General features: G+C 62.0%; 16 protein-coding genes and 3 pseudogenes. 6 read left to right on the top strand and 13 right to left on the bottom strand.

What is annotated here, in order from left to right; translation table 11 throughout:
• The first annotated feature begins 36 nt into the window (after positions 1-36).
• Positions 37-1,038, top strand: coding sequence for a serine hydrolase domain-containing protein (locus tag QTA57_RS03105; protein WP_290153534.1), 1,002 nt, complete (start codon positions 37-39; stop codon positions 1,036-1,038).
• Here the strand turns inward: QTA57_RS03105 and cueR are convergent.
• The 3 genes from cueR to hemC all read right to left on the bottom strand — a co-directional run bounded on the left by cueR (position 1,035) and on the right by hemC (position 4,655).
• Positions 1,035-1,430 (bottom strand): Cu(I)-responsive transcriptional regulator, encoded by a 396-nt coding sequence (gene cueR, locus QTA57_RS03110; RefSeq protein WP_171557162.1) that lies wholly within the window; start codon positions 1,428-1,430, stop codon positions 1,035-1,037. The two genes, QTA57_RS03105 and cueR, sit on opposite strands and share 4 nt — an antisense overlap.
• Positions 1,427-3,637, bottom strand: a complete 2,211-nt coding sequence (locus tag QTA57_RS03115) for a heavy metal translocating P-type ATPase (protein WP_290153537.1) — start codon at positions 3,635-3,637, stop codon at positions 1,427-1,429. The genes cueR and QTA57_RS03115 overlap by 4 nt, the downstream gene beginning before the upstream one ends.
• Before the next feature lie 67 nt (positions 3,638-3,704).
• Positions 3,705-4,655, bottom strand: coding sequence for a hydroxymethylbilane synthase (gene hemC, locus QTA57_RS03120; protein WP_290153539.1), 951 nt, complete (start codon positions 4,653-4,655; stop codon positions 3,705-3,707).
• 98 nt (positions 4,656-4,753) lie between these two features.
• Here hemC and hemE point away from each other — a divergent pair, with 98 nt between their 5' ends.
• The 3 genes from hemE to QTA57_RS03135 are packed head-to-tail and all read left to right on the top strand — an operon-like array spanning position 4,754 to position 8,065.
• The gene (gene hemE, locus QTA57_RS03125) at positions 4,754-5,785 is read left to right on the top strand and encodes a uroporphyrinogen decarboxylase (protein WP_290153540.1); all 1,032 of its coding nucleotides are present in this window, start codon (positions 4,754-4,756) and stop codon (positions 5,783-5,785) included.
• A gap of 18 nt (positions 5,786-5,803) precedes the next feature.
• Positions 5,804-6,976: an NAD(P)/FAD-dependent oxidoreductase gene (locus QTA57_RS03130; protein ID WP_290153542.1), complete on the top strand. Its 1,173-nt coding sequence runs from the start codon at positions 5,804-5,806 to the stop codon at positions 6,974-6,976.
• Positions 6,977-7,003: 27 nt separating this feature from the next.
• Positions 7,004-8,065 (top strand): glycosyltransferase family 4 protein, encoded by a 1,062-nt coding sequence (locus QTA57_RS03135; protein WP_290153543.1) that lies wholly within the window; start codon positions 7,004-7,006, stop codon positions 8,063-8,065.
• Positions 8,066-8,110: 45 nt separating this feature from the next.
• Here the strand turns inward: QTA57_RS03135 and hemF are convergent, their stop codons facing one another.
• Positions 8,111-8,992 carry an oxygen-dependent coproporphyrinogen oxidase gene (gene hemF / locus QTA57_RS03140; protein WP_290153545.1) on the bottom strand — a complete coding sequence of 294 codons (882 nt, stop codon included), beginning with the start codon at positions 8,990-8,992 and terminating at the stop codon, positions 8,111-8,113.
• A 349-nt stretch (positions 8,993-9,341) separates the two neighbouring features.
• Here hemF and QTA57_RS03145 point away from each other — a divergent pair.
• Positions 9,342-10,696 (top strand): annotated as a pseudogene (locus QTA57_RS03145) (serine hydrolase).
• A gap of 112 nt (positions 10,697-10,808) precedes the next feature.
• Here the strand turns inward: QTA57_RS03145 and ccoS are convergent.
• From ccoS to ccoN, 9 genes and pseudogenes are all read right to left on the bottom strand, one after another.
• Positions 10,809-10,967, bottom strand: coding sequence for a cbb3-type cytochrome oxidase assembly protein CcoS (gene ccoS, locus QTA57_RS03150; protein WP_145212777.1), 159 nt, complete (start codon positions 10,965-10,967; stop codon positions 10,809-10,811).
• 8 nt (positions 10,968-10,975) lie between these two features.
• Positions 10,976-13,158: pseudogene (locus QTA57_RS03155) on the bottom strand (heavy metal translocating P-type ATPase).
• An 8-nt stretch (positions 13,159-13,166) separates the two neighbouring features.
• Complete coding sequence (locus QTA57_RS03160; RefSeq protein ID WP_290153547.1) at positions 13,167-13,640, bottom strand: FixH family protein; 474 nt, start codon at positions 13,638-13,640, stop codon at positions 13,167-13,169.
• Entirely contained in the window at positions 13,637-15,076 is a 1,440-nt protein-coding gene (ccoG, locus tag QTA57_RS03165; protein WP_290153548.1) for a cytochrome c oxidase accessory protein CcoG, read from the bottom strand. Before ccoG ends, QTA57_RS03160 begins: the two co-directional genes overlap by 4 nt.
• 169 nt (positions 15,077-15,245) lie before the next feature.
• A complete protein-coding gene (locus tag QTA57_RS03170) occupies positions 15,246-15,596 on the bottom strand; it encodes a hypothetical protein (protein ID WP_290153550.1) in 351 nt (116 codons plus the stop codon).
• Between the two features lie 423 nt (positions 15,597-16,019).
• Positions 16,020-16,916: a cytochrome-c oxidase, cbb3-type subunit III gene (ccoP, locus tag QTA57_RS03175; RefSeq protein WP_290153552.1), complete on the bottom strand. Its 897-nt coding sequence runs from the start codon at positions 16,914-16,916 to the stop codon at positions 16,020-16,022.
• Positions 16,913-17,125 (bottom strand): cbb3-type cytochrome c oxidase subunit 3, encoded by a 213-nt coding sequence (locus QTA57_RS03180; RefSeq protein ID WP_145212794.1) that lies wholly within the window; start codon positions 17,123-17,125, stop codon positions 16,913-16,915. Before QTA57_RS03180 ends, ccoP begins: the two co-directional genes overlap by 4 nt.
• A 12-nt stretch (positions 17,126-17,137) precedes the next feature.
• Positions 17,138-17,869, bottom strand: a complete 732-nt coding sequence (gene ccoO, locus QTA57_RS03185) for a cytochrome-c oxidase, cbb3-type subunit II (protein ID WP_145212796.1) — start codon at positions 17,867-17,869, stop codon at positions 17,138-17,140.
• Between the two features lie 14 nt (positions 17,870-17,883).
• Positions 17,884-19,484: pseudogene (ccoN, locus tag QTA57_RS03190) on the bottom strand (cytochrome-c oxidase, cbb3-type subunit I).
• 202 nt (positions 19,485-19,686) lie between these two features.
• On the opposite strand from ccoN, the gene QTA57_RS03195 reads away from it, so the two are divergent.
• Positions 19,687-20,529, top strand: a complete 843-nt coding sequence (locus QTA57_RS03195; protein ID WP_145212801.1) for a universal stress protein — start codon at positions 19,687-19,689, stop codon at positions 20,527-20,529.
• Positions 20,530-20,536 lie beyond the last annotated feature (7 nt).

Below are 20,536 nucleotides of genomic sequence, written 5' to 3' on the forward strand. Positions count from 1 at the left end.
GGTCAGGACAGATAGACGTCAGTCAAAGGGCTTCCGATGCCGACCCTTCTCTCCCGTCGCGCCGTTTTGGGTGCCATGCCCGCCGCTCTGGCCGCGCCCGCACTTTTGGCCCAAGGCCTGCCTGCAACACGCGATCTGACGCATTGGGCCCGCAGCCTTGATCAGCTTCACACGCTCGTTGTGACGCGCAATGGACAGACCGAACTGGCCGAAACCTATCGCGGGCCGGGCGCGGATCGGTCCGCCAATATCAAATCCGTTTCGAAAACAATCCATGCCCTTCTAACAGGCATCGCCATCGATAAAGGCCTGCTTGATGGTCCCGAACAGCTGGTCCTCCCGCTTCTGAACCGCGCGACCTTCGGTGACGCGAGAGATCGGCTGACCATCGGCCATCTTCTGTCGATGCAAGCCGGGCTTGAGAGCACCTCCGGCCCGAATTACGGTGCCTGGATCGCCAGCCCGGATTGGGTCGATTACGCGCTCACCCGCGACTTGATCGATCAACCGGGTGGCCGGTTCATCTACTCCACCGGGTCCTGGCATATTCTCGGCGCGGCTCTGTCGGCGGCCAGTGGGATAAGCTTGCTTGAAATGGCGCGCGACTGGCTCGGCGACCCCCTGGGGATCGATATCCCGCCCTGGGTCCGCGACGGTCAGGGCCGCTATCTCGGCGGCAATGAAATGGCGATGAGCCCGCTGGCCTTGGCGCGTTTGGGCGAGATGATCCTGAATGGCGGCCAGATCGAGGGGCAGCAGGTGATCAGCCCCGGTTGGATCGACGCTTCTTGGCGTGCGCAGGCGCGGTCCCCCTGGTCCGGTGACGCCTATGGCTATGGCTGGTTTCTGACCCGGTTTGCCGGGCAGGAGGCCGCTTATGGCCGTGGATATGGTGGGCAAATGCTGGTGGTCGTGCCAGACATGGACCTGTCGATCGCGATCACCTCTGATCCGACGCGACCCGCCCGCTCTGGCGGATATTTCAGCGATCTACGCGATCTGGTCGACCGAACCGTCCTAACCTTCGCCCGCGCCTAAGTGGCCCCATCTTCCGCCAGATCCGCCAGGATCGGACAGTCGGGCCGATGATCGCCCGCACATTTCTCCACCAGATCGGCCAGCGTGTCGCGCATCGCGGCCAGTTCCGCCATTTTGCTCTCGATATCCACCAAATGCGCCCGGGCGATGCGTTTCACATCGGCGCTCGCCCGGCCCCGGTCTTCATAAAGCGCCAAAAGCGCCCGACATTCCTCAATCGAAAACCCCAATCCTCGCGCCCGACCCAAAAACGCCAGCTTATGCACATGAGCGCCCGAAAAGTCCCGATAGCCATTGGCCGTGCGATCCGGCGCGATCAGCCCGATCTCTTCGTAATACCGGATCGTTTTGGCGGGCAGGCCGGTCCGCTCGGCCACATCTCCGATGTTCATCTCATCTCCATCCGTCGCAGTCTAAGCGCATTCATCACGACCAGAACCGAACTGGCCGCCATCGCGCCTGCGGCCAGCATTGGCGACAGAACCGGCCCGCCAAAAATCGCCAGAAGCCCCGCCGCGACGGGGATCAAAGCCACATTATAGCCAAAGGCCCAAACGAGGTTCTGCGCGATGTTGCGCATCGTCCGGCGGCTGACCTCCATCGCGGTGCTGACGCCCGATGGCGCGCCAGAGATCAAAACAACATCCGCCGCCTCCATCGCCACATCCGTGCCCGAACCCAGCGCCACGCCCACATCCGCCGCGGCCAAAACCGGCGCGTCATTGATCCCGTCGCCCACGAAGGCCACTTTGCGCTTCTCCTTGCGCCAATCGGCCACTTTCGCACGTTTCTGCGCCGGGTCCAGCCGCGACAACGCGATCTCGATACCAAGCGCCTCTGCCACCGCCGCGACAGGCCCCTCCGCATCACCAGACAGCATCGCAACCGCAATGCCACGGTCTTTCAGGGCTTGAACGGCCCGCGCTGCATCGGGCTTGACTGGATCGGCCAGCGCAATCGCCCCCAGATAATCCGCGTCCCGCGCCACATGGATCAAGGTTTCGGACCCATCCGCCAAGTCACCTGGCGCAACGCCCGCCTCCGCCATCAGCGCCTCTGTCCCAATCCGGAGCTGCGCATCGCCCACAAACGCCTCAACACCCGCACCGGTTCGGCTCTGAAAGCCATGCACAGGCGGCAGATCCAACCCTCGCGCCGCCGCTTCGGCCACAATCGCTTGCCCCAGCGGGTGTTCCGAGGCCTGCTCCACCGCAGCGGCGAGCGCCAGAAGCTCCGCCTCCGGCAAGCCCGGTTCTGGCGCCACACGCACCACTTTCGGCGCGCCTTCGGTCAGCGTTCCGGTCTTGTCGAACGCCACCAGATCGACGCGCCCCAATTCTTGCAACGCATCGCCCTTACGGAACAGCACGCCCAGTTCCGCTGCCCGGCCCGTGCCTGCCATGATTGAAACCGGTGTCGCCAAACCCATCGCACACGGGCAGGCGATGATCAGCACCGACACACCAATCACCAAGGCCGTGATTGGATCGGGGCCGAGGAAAAACCAACCGCCCGCCGCAAGAACCGCAATCGCCAAAACCACGGGCACGAACACACCCGTTACCTTGTTGATCAAGCTTTGGATCGGCAGTCGCGTCGCCTGTGCGTCCTCAACCATGCGGACGATCTGCGCCAAGACGGTATCGGCCCCCACATGGGTCGCCCGATAGATCAGTCCGCCGGTGCCGTTCAGCGTTCCGCCGGTCACCGTATCGCCAGGGCCTTTCGGCGCGGGCACCGGCTCGCCGGTGATCATCGCCTCTTCAATATAGGTCTCACCCTCGATCACCACACCATCGACAGCCACCCGTTCGCCCGGGAAAAGCCGCAGCTTGTCGCCCGGCTGAATATCGGCCAGAGCCACGCGTTGCCCATCGGCTGTCGTCGCCGTATCCGGCCTCAGCCCCATCAGTTCGCGAATGGCCGAGCCCGCCTGCCCCCGCGCGCGGGCCTCCAGATAGCGGCCGAGCAGGATCAGCGTCACAATCACCGCCGCCGCCTCGAAATAGACGAAACGCGATCCGGCGGGCAGAAGCCCGGGCGCGAAGGTCACGACGGTTGAGAAGGCCCAAGCCGCCGATGTGCCCAACACCACAAGACTGTTCATCTCTGGCGCCAGACGCAGAAGCGCGGGCACCCCATGACGGAAAAACACCCGGCCCGGCCCTGCCAAAACCGCCGTGGTCAGCACGAACTGGATCAGATGGGATGGAAACGTCCCGATCGTGGCCATCACCCAATGGTGAAACGGCGGATAGAGATGCCCGCCCATTTCCAGCACGAAGACCGGCAGTGTCAGGACCGCCGCGATCAGAAAGCTGCGCCAAAGCGGGGCAGCCTCGTCCTCCTCTGGTTCCGCAATCTCCGGCTTGGCCTCAGGCGTGACAGGATAGCCCGCCTGATCCATCACCGCTTGGATCGCGCTCAGATCCAAAGGCCCGGCGCTGACCACATCCGCCCGTTTCGTGGCCAGATTCACCCGCGCCTCCAGTATCCCCGGCGCGCCGCCCAGCGCGGTTTCCGCCCGCGCCACACAGCCGCCGCAGGACAAGTTACCAACGGTCAGGCGGGTGACGATTTCACTGTGATCCTTGGGCATCGGGCAAGCCTCTTCTATCCGGTCCCGCCAGATATAAGGCTTCCAGTCACGGGAAGGTCAAGAGACCCTAATCGGTGATCCAGTCGAAAAATCCGGGGCCGGCTTGGCCGCGCAAGCGTGCCGCCATCTCGGCGCCAAGCGCCGCGCCATCTTCGATTGGCGCATTGGCCTCGTCCTGCAGTGTCTCCGACCCGTCGGGCCGCAAAATCTCACCCCTGAGCCGGAGCATCCCGCCCTCCAACTCCGCCAATCCGGCGATCGGCGTCTGGCAAGACCCGTCCAGCCCTGCCAAAAATGCCCGCTCGGCGGCCAAGCGTTGCCCCGTCGGCCCGTCATGGATCGCTTCCAAGAGCGCCGCCGCGCGACTGTCCGCTGCACGCCGCTCGATCCCAATCGCGCCTTGGGCCACGGCGGGCAACACGTCCTCCACGGCAATCGCGGATTTCACCACCTCTTCCATCCCCAACCGGCGCAACCCGGCCATGGCCAGAAAGGTCGCATCGGCCACCCCATCGCCAAGCTTTTTCATCCGCGTCTGCACATTCCCGCGAAACTCCACAACTTCCAGATCGGGCCGCCGCGCCCGAAGCTGCGCCGCCCGTCTCAAGCTTGAGGTGCCAACCCGCGCCCCCGCAGGCAAAGCGGCCAGGCTGTCGAAACCAAGGGACACAAACGCATCGCGCACATCCTCGCGCGGCAGATAGGTATCGAGCAGCAACCCCTCCGGCTGCGCCACCGGCATATCCTTCATCGAATGCACCGCGATATCGATTGCGCCGGACAGCAGATCCTCTTCGATCTCCTTCGTGAAGAGCCCCTTGCCACCGATCTCCTTCAGCGGCCGGTCCTGCACCTTATCTCCCGTGGTCTTGATCACCACGATCTCAAACGCGGCCTGCGGCAAATCGAACGCAGCGGCCAGCCGATCGCGCGTCTCATGCGCCTGCGCAAGCGCCAGCGGCGAGCCTCTGGTGCCAATCTTCAAAGGCTCTGCGGGGGTGGGCAAATCAACGGTCATGCCCCTCTCTATCCAAGCCCGCCGGTGGTGACAACGGAGCCCGTCTTGACACTTCGCCGCCCACACCAGACGGTGCGCGCCAGACAAAGGATCCGTTGATGAGCACTGAGAAAAAACTCCTTCGCAGCTTGGCTGGCGAAACCCTCCCCATCCCGCCGGTTTGGATGATGCGCCAGGCCGGGCGCTACCTGCCGGAATACCGCGCCACCCGGGCCGAGGCGGGGGATTTCCTGTCGCTCTGCTATAACTCCGAGCTCGCCGCTGAGGTGACGCTTCAACCGATCCGCCGCTATGGGTTCGATGCGGCGATCATGTTTGCTGACATTCTCTTGGTGCCGGACGCACTTGGCGCGGATGTCTGGTTCGTCACCGGCGAAGGCCCGCGCCTGTCGACCATCACCCGGCCGGACGGGCTCGCGCCGCTCAAAGGCAAAGACGACATCCACGATCACCTCGCGCCGATCTACGAAACCCTGCGAATCCTGCGCCGTGAGTTGCCTTCCGATACCGCGCTGATCGGCTTTGCGGGCGCGCCATGGACCGTCGCCACCTATATGATCGCCGGGCGCGGCACCCCGGATCAAGGCCCGGCCCATAAGCTGAAAGCCGAGGATCGCGCGACGTTTGAGGCACTCCTGGATTTGTTGACCGAAGCGACGATTGAGTATCTCTCGAAACAGGTCGACGCCGGGGCGGAGGTTGTGAAACTCTTCGACAGTTGGGCCGGGTCGCTGAACGGCGAGGATTTCACCAAATACGCACTCGCACCCGCCAAGCGGATCATCGCAGAACTGAAATCCCGCCACCCGGGCTTGCCCGTCATCGCCTTCCCTCGCCAGGCGGGCGAGGCCTATATCGGCTTCGCCAAGGCGGTCGGCGCGGATGGGCTGGCCATCGACACCAATGTCGATCCTGCTTGGGCGGCGGAGCATTTGCAGCCCGATAGCTGTATTCAGGGCAACCTGGACCCAAAACATATGGTCACCGGCGGGCAGCCCCTGGTCGATGAAACCCGCGCCATTATCGAGGCGCTCAAGGGCGGGCCGCATATCTTCAATCTGGGTCATGGCATTACACCAGATGCGGACCCCGAGAATGTGCACCGGATGCTGGAGGCGATCCGGAGCTAGCACAAGAAGGGACACCGGATGAACAAACCCGTCGATTTCGCGGTGATCGGACGCGGCATGATGGGCAGCGCCTGCGCCCGATACCTGGCGGAGAGCGGGGCGTCCGTCGCGCTGATCGGCCCGAATGAGCCCGCCGACCGAATAACGCATTCCGGCCCCTTCGGCAGCCATCACGACCAAGGCCGGATCACCCGTCGCCTGGCTCATGACGTGGATTGGGCACGGCTCTCAAGCCGGTCAATTGACCGCTATGCCGATCTTGAAACGCGAAGCGGATTAGAGATTTTCACCGCGTCAGGGGGCATGATGGCAGGCCCGCGCGCGGGTCCCGGCAGTGACTTTACCGAGAGCTTCCTGAAAGTCGCCGACGCGCTCGACATCCCACATGAGCACCACAACGACGCGACGCTTCCCCGGCGGTTCCCCGAGTTCACCTTCCCGCCCGGCACAGAGGCCGCTTGGGAAGCCAGCGGCGGTACGATCAACCCCCGCGCCTTGCGGGATGCGGAAAGCCTCCTGGCCTCGAAAGCCAGCGCAGAGATCATCCCACAAGCCGTCACGGCCCTGAACCAAAACAAGCTGCACTTCGCAGATGGCACCACACTTGCCGCCGGTCACGTCGTGATGGCAACTGGCGCTTATGCGCATACGGATGATCTGCTCCCGGCCCGCCCGGAGATGAGAGTCTATGCCCGCACCATCGCCTTTGCTCAAGTTGATGAGACCGAAGCCGCCCGCCTGGCAAAGATGCCGAGCCTGATCTTCATCCCCGAAGGGTTGGCCTACGATCTCTACCTCCTGCCGCCGATCCGCTATCCCGATGGCAAGCTTTACCTGAAGATCGGCGGCGAAGATGAAAGCCCACTTTTGACTAACCGATCTGACATCACCACATGGTTTCAAGGAGATGGCAACGCGCAGGTCAGCGAGACACTCCTCACCCATCTCCGCACCCTGATGCCCGATCTCGCCATTCAAGGCACCCATACGGGCAGTTGCGCCGTCAGCTTCACGACCACCGGATATCCCTATATCGACCGGCTGTCCGATGGTCTGACGCTCTTGACCGGCGGCAATGGCGCAGGCGCGAAGTGTTGTGATGAGCTGGGGCGGCTCGGTGCGATGGTGGCGCGTGGCGAAAGCATCCAGGCCGAAGGCTATGAGACGGATTTCCGCGCAGTCCTTGCTTGAACCGCCCAAGGCCGCTAAGCGCCCATCATGACGAGCTATCTCGACCCTGCGCAAATCGATGTGATCGCGCCGAATTTCAAGCGCCGCCTCTCTGGCGTCACGGCGACGGTTGTGCGGCTGGTGCCGCTGCAAGCACAAGAGATTGCGATTGCCGCCGTCGCGCCCGCTTTGCCGACCCATGTACCGCAAATCCGGCGCAGCGATCTGCTGACTATGCCCGCCAAAGGCCCGTCAGGTCACAGGGTGTGGCACGCGCGGCGGAACTCAGAAATGTTGGCCGGGCTGGTGCTGAAACATCTCTTTCGGAAACGGTTGAAACTGCTCTTCACCTCTGCGTCGCAAAGACAACACACGGGCTATTCCAAATGGCTGATCCGGCAGATGGATGCGGTGATTTCCACCTCGCAAAAGACCGCTGGCTATCTTGATCGGCCATCGACAGTGATCCTGCATGGCATTGATACGGAAAGCTTCTCTCCGCCTGTCGACCGCGCTGCCGTCAAAGCATCGCTTGGCCTTCCGCCCGGGCCGCTGGTCGGGTGTTTCGGGCGCATTCGGGCGCAAAAGGGCACGGATGTCTTTGTCGATGCGATGATCGAGGTGCTGCGAGATCGCCCGGATGCGGCGGCCATCGTCATGGGGCGCGCGACCGAGAAACATCTCGGCTTTGAGCGTGATTTGAAAGCAAAGGTCGCGGCGGCGGGCCTGGCCGATCGGCTGCTCTTCCCGCCCGAGGTCCCGGTTCATGACGTCGCCAAATGGTATCAGGCCCTGGATCTCTTCATCGCCCCGCAGCGGTGGGAGGGCTTCGGCCTCACCCCGCTGGAAGCCATGGCCTGCGCTGTGCCGGTTGTGGCCACGACGGTCGGGGCCTTTGAAGAACTGGTGGTGCCCGGAGAAACCGGCGCGCTGATCCCGCCCGGCGATGTTCCGGCGATGATCGAGGCCGCCGCGCAGTTGCTAGACTGTCCAGAAGATCGCGCCCGGCAAGCCGCCGCCGCACGTGCCCATGTCGTGCAGAATTTCCGGATTGAAGGCGAGGCGCAGAAGATCATCGCGATTTATCGCGACCTTCTTGGCGCCGCTTAATAGGTTACAAAAAACTCCGGATCGACGATTTTTCGTAACCTATCCTCAGATCCATTTCGCAATCGGCGGCAGACTCATCAAGACCGCATTCGCATCATGCCCGGTCTCGAGCCCGAATTTCGTGCCCCGGTCATAGACCAGATTATACTCCGCATAGAGGCCGCGATGAACAAGCTGCGCCTCGCGGTCTTCCTCGGTGAATGCTTCATGCCGCCGGGCCTCAACCACACCCAAAAACGCCGGAAGAAACGCCCGGCCCACATCTTGGGTAAAGGCGAAATCGGCGTCCCAATCCTCGGTATTCAGGTCGTCATAGAAAATCCCGCCGACACCGCGCGCCCGGCCACGATGGGGAATATAGAAATACTCATCGGCCCAAGCCTTGAATTTGGGATAGTATTCCGGGTCGTGACGGTCGCAGTGATCCTTCAATACGGCATGAAAGGCGGCGGTATCGGCCTCGTATTCAATGGCCGGGTTGAGATCCGCGCCGCCACCGAACCACCAGCCATGCGGCGTCCAAAACATCCTTGTGTTCATATGCACCGCCGGGACGCGCGGGTTTTGCATATGCGCCACCAAGGAAATGCCCGAGGCCCAGAAGCGTGGATCATCTTTCAGCCCGCTCAGGTCCTTGCGGGCCGCCATCGCCTGCACCGCGCGGGGGCCGAGCGTGCCATAGACGGTGGAGACATTGACCCCAACCTTTTCAAAGACTTTGCCGCCCCGCATCACGCTCATCAATCCGCCGCCGGCATCCGAGCCATCCTCGGAGGCGCGCTTGGTCTCTTTGATCTCGAATCGGCCCGGAGCCCCCTCTCCGCCTTGCGTGTCTTCCAAGGCTTCAAAAGCCGTGACGATCTCGTCCCGCAACCGGCGGAACCAGGTCGAGGCGCGGGCTTTGCGGGTATCAAACAGGTCACTCATCGGCGCGGTCCTTCTCATCTGCGCTCTGTTAGCAAGCCCGGCCCGGGAGGTCACGCGACCGATTGTCATGGGGCAGCGAAGATGTAGCGGCTGAAGGCGGCAAGGCCGCCAAATATGCTAACCCGCTGCAACTGCCCCAAAAATGCCTCGGTCTTTATCGTCTTTGTCATGGATTTCTTTGAAAAAATCGCCTAGGATTCCCTCAATCGCCGCAAAGACGGCACCAGAGGCAGATAGAGCAGGTCTCGTGATACATCGAAGGTTTCTCCCGGCCCTTTTTGGGGCACTCGCGCTATTTTGCGCCATATTCAGCTTGTCGCAACAAGCCGGGGCGGCCCCCTACGCCGCCATGGTTATGGATGCGCGCACTGGTGAGGTTTTGCATTCTCGCAACGCCGATACCCGATTGCACCCGGCATCGCTAACCAAAATGATGACGCTCTACATCGCGTTCGAAGCGGTGCGCTTGGGCGAGATCACCATGGACACGCAGGTGACGATTTCCTCCAACGCCGCAGCGGAGCCCCCTCGGAACTGGGCCTCCGGTCCGGGTCACGGATTGCGCTCCGCTATTTGGTACGCGCCGCAGCGGTGCGTTCGGCCAATGACGCGGCGACGGCGATTGGCGAAGCAATTGAAGGCTCCGAAGCGGCCTTTGCCCGGCGGATGAACCGCACGGCGCGTGCGTTGGGTATGACGCGCACAACCTTTCGAAACGCCCATGGCCTGACCGAAGAGGGGCATCTCTCCACCGCGCGCGACATGACGACGATGGGGCGGCGGATCTTTTTTGATTACCCGCAGTATTACAACATCTTCTCGCGCCGCTCGACCGATGCGGGGATTGCCACGGTGCGCAATACGAACCGGCGGTTCCTGGACGCTTATCGTGGCGCGGATGGGATCAAGACTGGCTACACCCGGGCGGCAGGGTTCAACCTGGTGGCCTCGGCCGAACGGGGGCAGGAGCGGATCATTGCGACAGTCTTCGGCGGCCGCTCCACCGCAACGCGCAACCAGCGGATTATGGAGCTGCTCGATATGGGCTTCGCTCGGGCGCCGAGCCGCGCGACAATCAGGCGGCCTAGCCTGCCGACATATGATAATGATCCGCACCAACCCAGCCGTCCGCAAAGCTTGGCGGTCGCGCAGAGCGTCGTACCCGTGCGGCGGCCGGTCCGAGAGGCCTCGCCCGCCCTTCTGGCCGCGATAGATGCAGCCGTCGAAGGGGTGCTTGAAGAGGTGCCAGAAGACGTGGCCGAGGATCCTGTTGCAGAGGCCGTGGCCGAAGACGTGCTTGTCGCAGACGCCGCAGAAACCGAAAGCACGGCTGAGGATGCCGTGATCGAGGTTGCTGCTTTGACGCCGCCCGATACCCCGCCTGCGCCCCGGCCAGTGAATGTAACAGAAGTTGTGGCACGGGCGGCACCGATCGAGCCGGAAATCGTGACGCGAGCGTCATCGACCGGAAGTCGGCTTTATGGGGTCTCGCTGGGGCGCTATCCGACGCAAAATTCCGCAGAGCGGCTGTTGTTGACGACGGCCTTGGCGGAGTTGGGCACGTTCGACGAGGCGCTCCGCCGCGTGGTGAATCGCGCCGGTGGGTTTGAAGCCCGGTTTGACGGCATGACCGAGGAACAAGCCGCGCGCGCCTGCGCGCGGTTGATGGCACGGGCGGTGACCTGCACAACCTATGGGCCGTAAAGAAGGGGTGCGGCGGCCTGCGTCACGCCCCTTTTCGGGAGCCCTCCGTAGACCGCATTGCCATGGAGAGATGGCAAGGGCGTCTCTTTTATCCTGAGATGGTTAGACGCGGCTAGTCTTTCGGCGCGTCATCATAGTCGTCGCGCAGGATGCGATGCGCATCGCCGTCCGGGTCTTCGAATTGGCCCCGTTTGAGCATCCAGAAGAACGCCGCAAGTCCAACGCCACCCAAGAAGAGCGAAACGGGGATAAGGATGCCGAGAACGTCCATAGAGCGGCCTATTTCAAGCGCAATGCATTGAGCGACACCGTAAGCGACGATGAGGACATGGCAAGGGCCGCGATGAGCGGTGTGGCAAGGCCCGCAATGGCGAAAGGCACCGCGAGAACGTTGTAAATCGTCGCCAGCGTGAAGTTTTCATGGATCCGTTTGCGGGCTTGGGTCGCGGTGGTCAGCGCATCGGCAATGGGTGAGAGATCACGACCCAGGAGGACCATATCGGAGGCCGAACGCGCCGCATCAAGCGCGGATGCGGGTGAGATCGAGACATAGGCGGCCGCGAGCGCTGCAGTGTCGTTGAGGCCATCGCCGACCATAAGCACTTTAGCACCTTGCCCGGCCAGATCCGCGACGAAGGCGGCTTTTTCTTCGGGCAGCGCCTCGGCGATCACCTCATCGATGCCGATCTCGGCAGCAAAACGGGTGACGGCGCCCTTTGTGTCGCCCGATATCAAGATCAGGCGCTTGCCTTGGGCCTTGAGGGCGGCCACGGCCTCGGCGGCACCCGGACGGACGCTGTCGGTGAAGGTGATCGCCAAGGGCGTGGCCTCGCCGATCTGCAAGAAGGTCGCGGTGACATCAGGAGCCTCCGCGCCGAGCCATGCGGCGCGGCCCAGGCGGACGGGCTGCCCTTTCCAAGTGGCTTCGATGCCATAACCCGGTACTTCGGTGAGCCCGTCGAGGCGGGCGGGCCGAATGGTCTGCTTGCGGAGCGCCGATGTGAGCGCCTCTGCCAGAGGGTGGGCGGAGGCTTGGGCCAGCGCCAGGGCCACGCGCATCGCCTCTTTCGGATGTTCCTCCAGGCCGACGGGCTGCGGCGCGCCAAGGGTCAGGGTGCCGGTTTTGTCGAAGACGACGGTGTCCGTCTCGGCCAGACGTTCCATCGCGGTGCCGTCTTTGATCAACATACCCTTGCGGAAGAGGCGGCCCGAGGCGGCGGTGGTCACCGCTGGCACGGCGAGGCCTAAGGCGCAGGGGCAAGTGATGATCAGAACCGCCGCCGCAATGTTGAGCGAGATGCGCAAATCTTGGGTGTAGAGCCACCAGCCGATGGCCGCGAGGAGCGAGAGGATATGCACGCCCGGCGCGTAGAGCTTGGCCGCTTGATCCGCGAGCGAGGTGTAATTGTTCCGGCCCGCTTCGGCCACGGCGACCAGATCGGCGATCCGATGCAGCGCGGTGTCTTCGCCCGCGGCGGTGACTTCGATGGTCAGCGGACCAGTGAGATTGACTTCGCCCGCGCTAACCCCGGACCCCGGCCCGGCATAGGCGGGCAAGCTCTCGCCCGTCATAAGCGCCCGGTCGATCTCGGAGCTGCCCTCCGTCACGCGACCATCAACGGGGATTCGTCCGCCGGGTTTCACCAGGACCAACTCGCCTATGGCAAGTTCGGTGACTGAGACGGTTTCTTCGCCGTTTTCCGTCAGGCGCAGCGCGCGGGGGACTTCCAGCGCGGCAACTCCTGAGCGGCGGATCGGGCGGAGGCGCGGGTGCGATGGTCAAGATAGCGGCCTGCCAGAAGGAAGAAGCAGAGCGCGATGGCGGCATCGAAATAGGCGTGGTGGCCGGAATTCGCGGTCTCATAGAGCGAGGTGCCAACAGCGAGCACAATCGCCAGAGTGATCGGTACATCCATGTTCAAGCGCCGGACCCGGAGCGCAGACCAAGCGGAAACATAGAACGGTCGACCACAGAAAATCACCGCCGGGATGGCGATGGCGGCCGAAATCCAGTGCATCATATCACGGGTGGCGTCTTCGGCCCCGGACCAGACGGCGACCGAGAGCAACATCACGTTCATCATCGCGAAGAACGCGACGGCAAGCCGCATCAGGAGATCCCGGCCCCGGCGGTCGTTTTCGGTGGTGGCCAGAACGCCGGGGTCCAGTTCATGGGCCTCATACCCAGCACGGTCGAGAACCTGCGTCAGGTGCTCGGCGGTGACCCCCACGTCGGCTTCAACCAAGGCGCGTTTCAGAGTCAGGTTCACGCGCGCGTCCTGCACCCCCGGGGTTGCCATCAAGGCCCGCTCCACGCCCGAGATACAGCCCGCACAGTGGATCGTCGGCAAAGACAACATCAGCCGCGCATCCTGCGGCACCTCGGCGAGAGCCTCCGCCGCCGGTGCCCCGGCACATGCCGGGCAAGCCGCCGGGCTGGTATGGTCATAGGTGGCCGACATGCGCGCGCTTACTCTCTCAGCGTGAAAGTGATGTTGTGGCGATAGTCGGTCCCATCGCGGGCCGTGCCCGTCAGGCGCAGGCGCCAGCGCCCCTCGGACACCTGAACCGGCGCAGTAAAGGCGCCATTGACCCGGCTCAGCTCAAGAAGCTGGTCTTCCCGTTGGTTCGTTGGCCGGGTTAGGAGCGCGTTGAGCTCCGCCGGAGCGACCGGCTGACCCGCATCATCGACCATGGTCAGGGTCAAGATATCCCCGTCCACCGCCACCGATGCGTTCCAGCCGAGCGCCTCTTGAGCTTCACGGCGCAGGTCGTAATCCTGACTGTCCGCGTAGCTGGAGGAGACCTCCAGCCCGGGGAATGTCGAGACCGCGTTATAGGCCATGAAGAGATTGACCCCGATGATCAGGCCGAAGCCGCCAACGAAGATCGCCAACACATGACGACCGGTCAGTTCGCGGCCCGGTTTGGTTTCGCTGCTCATTCCATATCTCTCCCGTTGAAGACGGTATCGCGTGACGTGCGGGCGGTGCTTTGCAGATCTTCCACCCAGAAGCGGAAATCCGTGCGCTCCCGATTGGCCGGGTCAGATCCAGGTGCCGCAGTGACATAGACCCGTTGCAGATGAGTCGTGTCGGCGGGCACATCGACGGTCAGCAGATCCGTGCCCTCCAACCCAACCTCCAACGCCGCCTCGGAGGTCAGCGTGATTTGGAACGTGCTGTCATCATGGCTCATGTTGCGAATCCGGATGTCATAGGTGTTGCGGATCGAGCCATCGCTCATGGTGACAAATTGCGGGTTGCGGATCGGCGCGACGGTCATATCGATCTCGGACCGGATGAAGAGCATCACCACAAGCGCAATGCCGATGCCGGACCAGAGCGCCGTATAGAGGATCGTCCGAGGCCGGAAAATGTGCTTCCAGATCGAAATCTTCTGATTGCCAGCGCGCTCGTTTTCCTCATCGGTCAGCGCCATATAGTCGATCAAACCGCGCGGCTTGCCAATCTTCTCCATGATGTCATCGCAAGCGTCGATGCAGAGCGCGCAGGTGATGCATTCCAACTGCTGGCCGTCGCGAATATCAATCCCGACAGGGCAGACATTAACGCAGGCATTGCAATCAATGCAGTCGCCGAGCGCCGCCTCCCCCTCACCCTCGTGGCGATCCTTGCCACGCCCGCGCGGCTCACCGCGCCAATCGCGATAGGCAACCGTGATCGAGTGCTCATCCATCATTGCGGCCTGAATGCGCGGCCAAGGGCACATATAGATGCAGACCTGTTCGCGCATGAACCCGCCAAAGACAAAGGTGGTCGCGGTTAGAATGCCGATGGTGGTGTAGGCCACGGGATGCGCCTGAAGCGTGACCAGATTGACCAGAAGCGTCGGGGCGTCTGCAAAGTAGAACACCCAGGCCCCGCCAGTGGCCACCGCAATGGCGAGCCAGGCGATATATTTGGTGATCCTGAGCCGGACTTTCTTGGCATCCCAATTCGCTTTCCAGAGGCGAAGCCGAGCGTTTCGGTCACCCTCGATCCAGCGCTCAACCGCAAAAAAGAGATCGGTCCAAACGGTCTGCGGACAGGTATAGCCGCACCAGACTCGCCCAAGCGCAGACGTGAAGAGGAACAGGCCGAGACCGGCCATGATCAAAAGGCCCGCAACAAAATAGAACTCGTGCGGCCAGATCTCGATCCAGAAGAAGAAGAAGCGCCGGTTCGCCATGTCGATCAGCACGGCCTGGTCGGGAAGTGCTGGCCCACGATCCCACCGGATCCAGGGGGTGATGTAGTAGATCCCCAGGGTCACGATCATAATGATCCATTTGAGATTGCGGAATTGACCGGAGACCCGTTTCGGAAAAACAGGTTCGCGGGCGGCGTAGAGCTTTTGTGGCTCTTCCGTGGCACTCATGACGGGACTCGCTCCTAGGTTGTTCTGATCCTGCGCAATTCTGTTCTAGGGTTTGGCGCGCGCAGGCTCCTTGACGTGGATCAAACCCTGCCCGTCATTTAGTTGTGAAGGCCAACTACAACGATGAGACAAAGCGGCCTGCGGCGATACGCGCGGGGCGGCCGTAGCGTCACTTTCGCGTGGTCTTTTTCGGCTTCAAGGTTTCCGCGTAGGCGACAGATTGCGCGAAGAGCGCTGCGACCTGATCCGGATCAGCGGCAAGTGCTTCGGGCACAGCCACATACTCTTTCATGATCGCACCATACTGCTCCACCGGGGCCGTTTTGTGGTCCGCCATGAACTGGTCGCGATCGGCCTTGGCGAGCCGCAGACAGAGCACACCGGCCTTATCCAAGAAGCTGAACATATTGCCGTTCATCGCGGTATAGGGATTGGCCTTACCTTTGAGATCGATGCCGGGATGAGCAGCTACAATCTCAGCGTAGCGTGCAAGGGCGGCATCGTAGGGGAGATCGGACATGGGCACGGCTTCTTCTGACTCACCGTGGAGCGTATCGCGAATCGACCGCTGGATCAGTGCCTTTTAGAGCGTAGGGGGAGTGGGCACCGGTCTTGTAGGAAACGCGCGAACAGGACCAAGACCGGTGCCAGAACCAAAGACCGGGAGGGGCCTTCGGTGTTTTGAGGCGGTCACTGGGAGGCCGCCAATCAGAAACACATCATCGTGGAGATGTGTCTTGAACTTGGAGTATCGACTCCGATGGCGCGCAGCTTTGACATGAATCAAGAAGTCACGAATTATTTGAATCGCTCAGCTCTTTTTCGCTCCAACAGAATGCGGAAGCCCTTGCCCCGGCCGGAGGCGCTTGATCGGTCGAAACAAAAAAGGCCCGGCGGGGTATCCCACCGGGCCTTCGTTATGTTTATCAGCGCTTTAGGCTGCCTATTCGCCGCCACCCAGAGAGTGGACATAGACCGCGACCGAGCGGATCTCAGCCTCGGACAGACGCTCGGTCCAAGGGGGCATCACGCCGAAGCGGGAAAAGCGCACTGTGTGCTCAATCGCCTCTTCGGACCCGCCATAGAGCCAGATCGCATCGGTCAGGTTCGGCGCGCCGAGGAACCGGTCGCCCGAGCCGTCATCCAGGTGACAGGCGGCGCAATTGTCGAGATAGACACTCTCGCCAGCCGCCGCCAAGGTCGCGTCCGCCTCTTGGTTGGAGATGTTGCGGACATATTGCACGACGCTGGCAATCTCCTCATCGGTGAGGATCTCGTCAAAAGCGGTCATCTCAGAGTAGCGCGCGTCGAGATCATCCTCATTCCGAATCCCGTGGGACACGGTGTAGTGAATGTCTTCGATCGTGCCGCCCCAGAGCCAGTCATCGTCGAGCAGGTTCGGATAGCCCGAGGCTTGCACGCCCGCCGCACCCGAGCCGTGACACTGGGAACACCAGGTCGCAAAGGTCGCGGCCCCGCCTTGGATCGCATAGCTGTAGAGATCTGGGTTATCGGTAGCATTGATTGCCGCCAATTCGACCTCTTCGATCTGCGCCCGGATCGGAGCGTTCATGCTGTCGAACTCGGCAATATCCTCGGCCACATTGGCACGGGTCGAGTAGCCCAACAGCCCCGGCGTTGCACTGTTGATCAGCGGCCACGCCGGATAGAGGATCGTGTAAAGCAATCCCCAGGCAATGGTGCCGTAGAAGGTCCAAAGCCACCAGCGTGGAAGCGGGTTGTTGAACTCCTTGATGCCGTCCCAGACATGGCCGGTGGTATCGGGGTCGCCCTCTTGCAGGATCTGCTCGTCGGGATGTTTGTTCTTGTCGTCGGTCATTGCCGCGCCTCCTTCAACTGGGCGGGAGCAGCGGTGTCATCCGCCGCCGGCTTGTCGTCATGCCGAAACGGGATATTGGCCGTGTCGCGATGCACTTTGCGGCTGCCGGGTCTGAGGGTGAATACGATCACCGCCAGGAACGCGATAAGCAGGAACATCAGGCCCCAGCTTCCGGCAAAGATCCGCATGATGGTGTAGGTGTCTTCCATCTTCTTGCTCCTTTACCGGCTTTCCGCAGCTTCTTCGGGCGTGAAGGTCGAGAAATCGACCAGCGTGCCCAGCATCTGCAGATACGCGATGATCGCATCCATCTCGGTCACTTCCGGCTGCCCGTCAAAGTCACGCTGTTGCGCGCCAGGGTAGCGTTCCACGACACCGCTATCGCCGAAATCGGTCGCCTGTTCGATGAAATCGAGCTGAGCGTTTTCGATCATTTCGTCGGTGTAAGGCACGCCGACAAAGCGATGGGTTTCCATCAGATCCGCGATATAGGTCGGCTGCAGCACGTTATCGGAGAGGAAGCCATAAGGCGGCATCACCGATTCAGGCACAACCGATTGCGGATCGGTCATGTGGTCCACATGCCATTCATCCGAGTAGCGGCCACCGACCCGGGCCAGATCGGGCCCGGTCCGTTTCGAACCCCACTGGAACGGATGATCATACTGCGATTCCGCCGCCAGGCTGTAGTGGCCATAGCGCTCCACCTCGTCCCGCATTGGCCGGATCATCTGGGAGTGGCAGACATAGCAGCCCTCCCGGATATAGACTTCCCGGCCTGCCAACTCGAGCGGGGAGTAGGGGCGCATGCCCTCTACATCCTCAATCGTGTTTTCCAGGTAGAAGAGGGGCGCGATTTCCACGATCCCGCCGATGGTCACGACCAGAAAGCTGAGTGTCAGCAGAAGGGTCGCGTTGGTCTCGATCTTCTTATGTCCGTCGAGAGTTGCCATGTTTTCGACCCTCCTTATTCAGCAGGCGCTGCGGCAGGGGCGTCCGATTTCACGGTACCCTTCCTCACAGTCATCCAGAGGTTGTAGACCATGATCAGCGCACCGGAGAGGAACATCACCCCACCCAAGCCGCGGACCACATACATCGGGAACTTGGCAGCCACCGTGTCGGCGAAGGAGTTCACCAGGAAGCCCTGCGCATCCACTTCACGCCACATCAAGCCTTCCATGATCCCGGTCACCCACATCGACGACGCGTAGAGCACGATGCCGATCGTGGCGAGCCAGTAGTGCCAGCTGACCAGGCGCAGGCTGTAGAGAGCCTGGCGGTTCCAGAGTTTCGGGAAGAGATAGTAGAGCATCCCGAAGGTGATCATACCGTTCCAGCCAAGCGCGCCGGAGTGCACGTGACCGATCGTCCAGTCGGTGTAGTGGCTGAGCGAGTTGACCGCACGGATCGACATCATCGGACCTTCGAAGGTCGACATGCCGTAGAAGGCCACCGAGGTCACCATCATCCGCAAGATCGGGTCGGTCCGGAGCTTGTCCCAAGCGCCCGAGAGCGTCATCAGACCGTTGATCATACCACCCCAGGAGGGCATCCACAGGATCACCGAGAACACCATGCCGAGGGTCGAGGCCCAATCCGGCAGCGCGGTGTAATGCAGGTGGTGCGGACCGGCCCAGATATACAAGAAGATCAGGGCCCAGAAGTGGATGATCGAAAGCTTGTAGGAGTAGACCGGGCGTTCGGCCTGCTTCGGGATGAAGTAGTACATCATCCCCAGGAAGCCGGCGGTCAGGAAGAAGCCCACCGCGTTATGGCCGTACCACCACTGTGTCATCGCGCTCTGTACGCCCGACATGACGTGAACCGAGCGCGAGCCGAAGATGGAGACCGGCACAACCAGGTTGTTAACCACATGCAACATCGCCACCGTGACGATGAAGCTGAGCAAGAACCAGTTAGCGACGTAGATATGCGGCTCTTTCCGCTTCAAAAGGGTGCCAACGAAGACCAGGAGGAAGGCCACCCAAACGATCGTGAGCCAGAGATCCACATACCATTCGGGTTCGGCGTATTCCATGCTTTGGGTCGAGCCCAAGACATAGCCAGATGCCGCCAGAACGATGAAGAACTGGTAGCCCCAGAAGACGAACCAGGTCAGACCGCCGCCCCACATCCGGGCCGCCGAAGTCCGCTGCACGATGTAGAAAGACGCGGCCAGAAGCGCGTTACCGCCAAAGGCGAAGATCACCGCAGATGTATGCAGAGGACGGAGCCGACCGAAGTTCAGATACCCGTCCGCCCAATCGAAATTGAGCTGCGGATAAGCCAGCTGGAAGGCGATGACCACGCCCACGAGAAAGCCCACAACCCCCAGAAGGCGGTGGCAATCGCGGCGGCACGCACGGGCCCGTCCATATATTCATGTGTCGGAACCGGTACCGCCGGTTCACCAGTGCGACGGAGTTGCCAGATAAACAGGCCACCCGCCGTGATCATCACCAGGATCATATGGATCATATAAACCATATCCCGGGCGTAATTGGCTGCGATGGCTGCACAAAGCACCACCAAGCCAAGGATCAGCAGCTTTACATAATCAAGCATAGATCGTCCCTTCGTCATTCCCCGGTTCCGACTCGAGTCGAGCCGTCCGGAGCTGTTCCATCTGACCCCACATCGCGCAGGACAGGGGGTTATGGCCTTGATCCATGTCAAACCCCGGCCCCAATTGTCTTGACGCAGGTCAAGGTGCGACGTCCCGCCCCGGTCTAATCCTGAGAAAAGCTTGCAACCGAGGAGGTTTGATATGGCCTATAAGAGCATTCTGACAATTCTCACCGATCCGGCAGAGGTCGGCCCCGTACTAGAGGCTGCTCTGCCCTTCGCCCGTTCCGAAGGCGCGCATCTTGATGTGCTTTGCCTCGGGATCGACCGCACACAGACCGGGTATTATTTTGCTGGCGCGACGGCGCTGATGCATGAAGAGACCCTCGCTCAAGCGCAAGCCCTGGCCAGCGAGATCGAAGCTGCCGCCCGCGCCCGCTTGGAGAAGACGGAAATCTCATGGGGGATCGAAGCTCTGGTCACGCAGACGGCCAGCGTGGCCGGAATCGTCGCCCGCCGGGCTCGGTTCGCTGACATGGTTATGTTGCCGAAGCCGTATGGTGAGGGGCAGACCTCTGACGCGCCGGTTGTGGTCGAAGCGGCGATGTTCCAAGGCCAAGCGACCGCCGTGGTTCTGCCCGGCGGCGACAAGCCGGTCACGGCGACGCCGGAACGGGTTGTCATCGCCTGGAATGAATCGGCTGAGGCCCTCTCGGCGGTTCGCGCGGCATTGCCGATCCTGAAAACCGCGAAACTGGTCAATATCCTGATCATCGACCCACAACGCCACGCGGCGGAGGTTGCCGATCCGGGTGCTGAGCTCTGCCAGATGCTCAACCGGCATGGGTGCCAAGTGGAAGTCTCAATCGTGGCGCAAACGCTGCCGCGGGTCTCGGATGTGATCAACCGACATGTTCAGGATCAAAACGCCGATTTCCTGGTGATGGGCGCCTATGGCCATTCCCGCTTCCGCGAAGCGATTTTGGGCGGGGCGACACGGAACCTGCTGGAGAATGCCATCGTGCCGGTCTTGATGGCGCACTAAGCGGCTT

The organism is Fontisubflavum oceani (assembly GCF_030407165.1).
Lineage (GTDB): Bacteria > Pseudomonadota > Alphaproteobacteria > Rhodobacterales > Rhodobacteraceae > Rhodophyticola > Rhodophyticola oceani.

Excerpts from the sequence above, each read along its gene's own strand:
- QTA57_RS03105 (WP_290153534.1), top strand. The coding sequence starts at position 37 with ATGCCGACCCTTCTCTCCCGTCGCGCCGTTTTGGGTGCCATGCCCGCC.
- cueR (WP_171557162.1), bottom strand. The coding sequence starts at position 1,430 with ATGAACATCGGAGATGTGGCCGAGCGGACCGGCCTGCCCGCCAAAACG.
- QTA57_RS03115 (WP_290153537.1), bottom strand. The coding sequence starts at position 3,637 with ATGCCCAAGGATCACAGTGAAATCGTCACCCGCCTGACCGTTGGTAAC.
- hemC (WP_290153539.1), bottom strand. The coding sequence starts at position 4,655 with ATGACCGTTGATTTGCCCACCCCCGCAGAGCCTTTGAAGATTGGCACC.
- hemE (WP_290153540.1), top strand. The coding sequence starts at position 4,754 with ATGAGCACTGAGAAAAAACTCCTTCGCAGCTTGGCTGGCGAAACCCTC.
- QTA57_RS03130 (WP_290153542.1), top strand. The coding sequence starts at position 5,804 with ATGAACAAACCCGTCGATTTCGCGGTGATCGGACGCGGCATGATGGGC.
- QTA57_RS03135 (WP_290153543.1), top strand. The coding sequence starts at position 7,004 with ATGACGAGCTATCTCGACCCTGCGCAAATCGATGTGATCGCGCCGAAT.
- hemF (WP_290153545.1), bottom strand. The coding sequence starts at position 8,992 with ATGAGTGACCTGTTTGATACCCGCAAAGCCCGCGCCTCGACCTGGTTC.
- ccoS (WP_145212777.1), bottom strand. The coding sequence starts at position 10,967 with ATGGACGTTCTCGGCATCCTTATCCCCGTTTCGCTCTTCTTGGGTGGC.
- QTA57_RS03160 (WP_290153547.1), bottom strand. The coding sequence starts at position 13,640 with ATGAGCAGCGAAACCAAACCGGGCCGCGAACTGACCGGTCGTCATGTG.
- ccoG (WP_290153548.1), bottom strand. The coding sequence starts at position 15,076 with ATGAGTGCCACGGAAGAGCCACAAAAGCTCTACGCCGCCCGCGAACCT.
- QTA57_RS03170 (WP_290153550.1), bottom strand. The coding sequence starts at position 15,596 with ATGTCCGATCTCCCCTACGATGCCGCCCTTGCACGCTACGCTGAGATT.
- ccoP (WP_290153552.1), bottom strand. The coding sequence starts at position 16,916 with ATGACCGACGACAAGAACAAACATCCCGACGAGCAGATCCTGCAAGAG.
- QTA57_RS03180 (WP_145212794.1), bottom strand. The coding sequence starts at position 17,125 with ATGGAAGACACCTACACCATCATGCGGATCTTTGCCGGAAGCTGGGGC.
- ccoO (WP_145212796.1), bottom strand. The coding sequence starts at position 17,869 with ATGGCAACTCTCGACGGACATAAGAAGATCGAGACCAACGCGACCCTT.
- QTA57_RS03195 (WP_145212801.1), top strand. The coding sequence starts at position 19,687 with ATGGCCTATAAGAGCATTCTGACAATTCTCACCGATCCGGCAGAGGTC.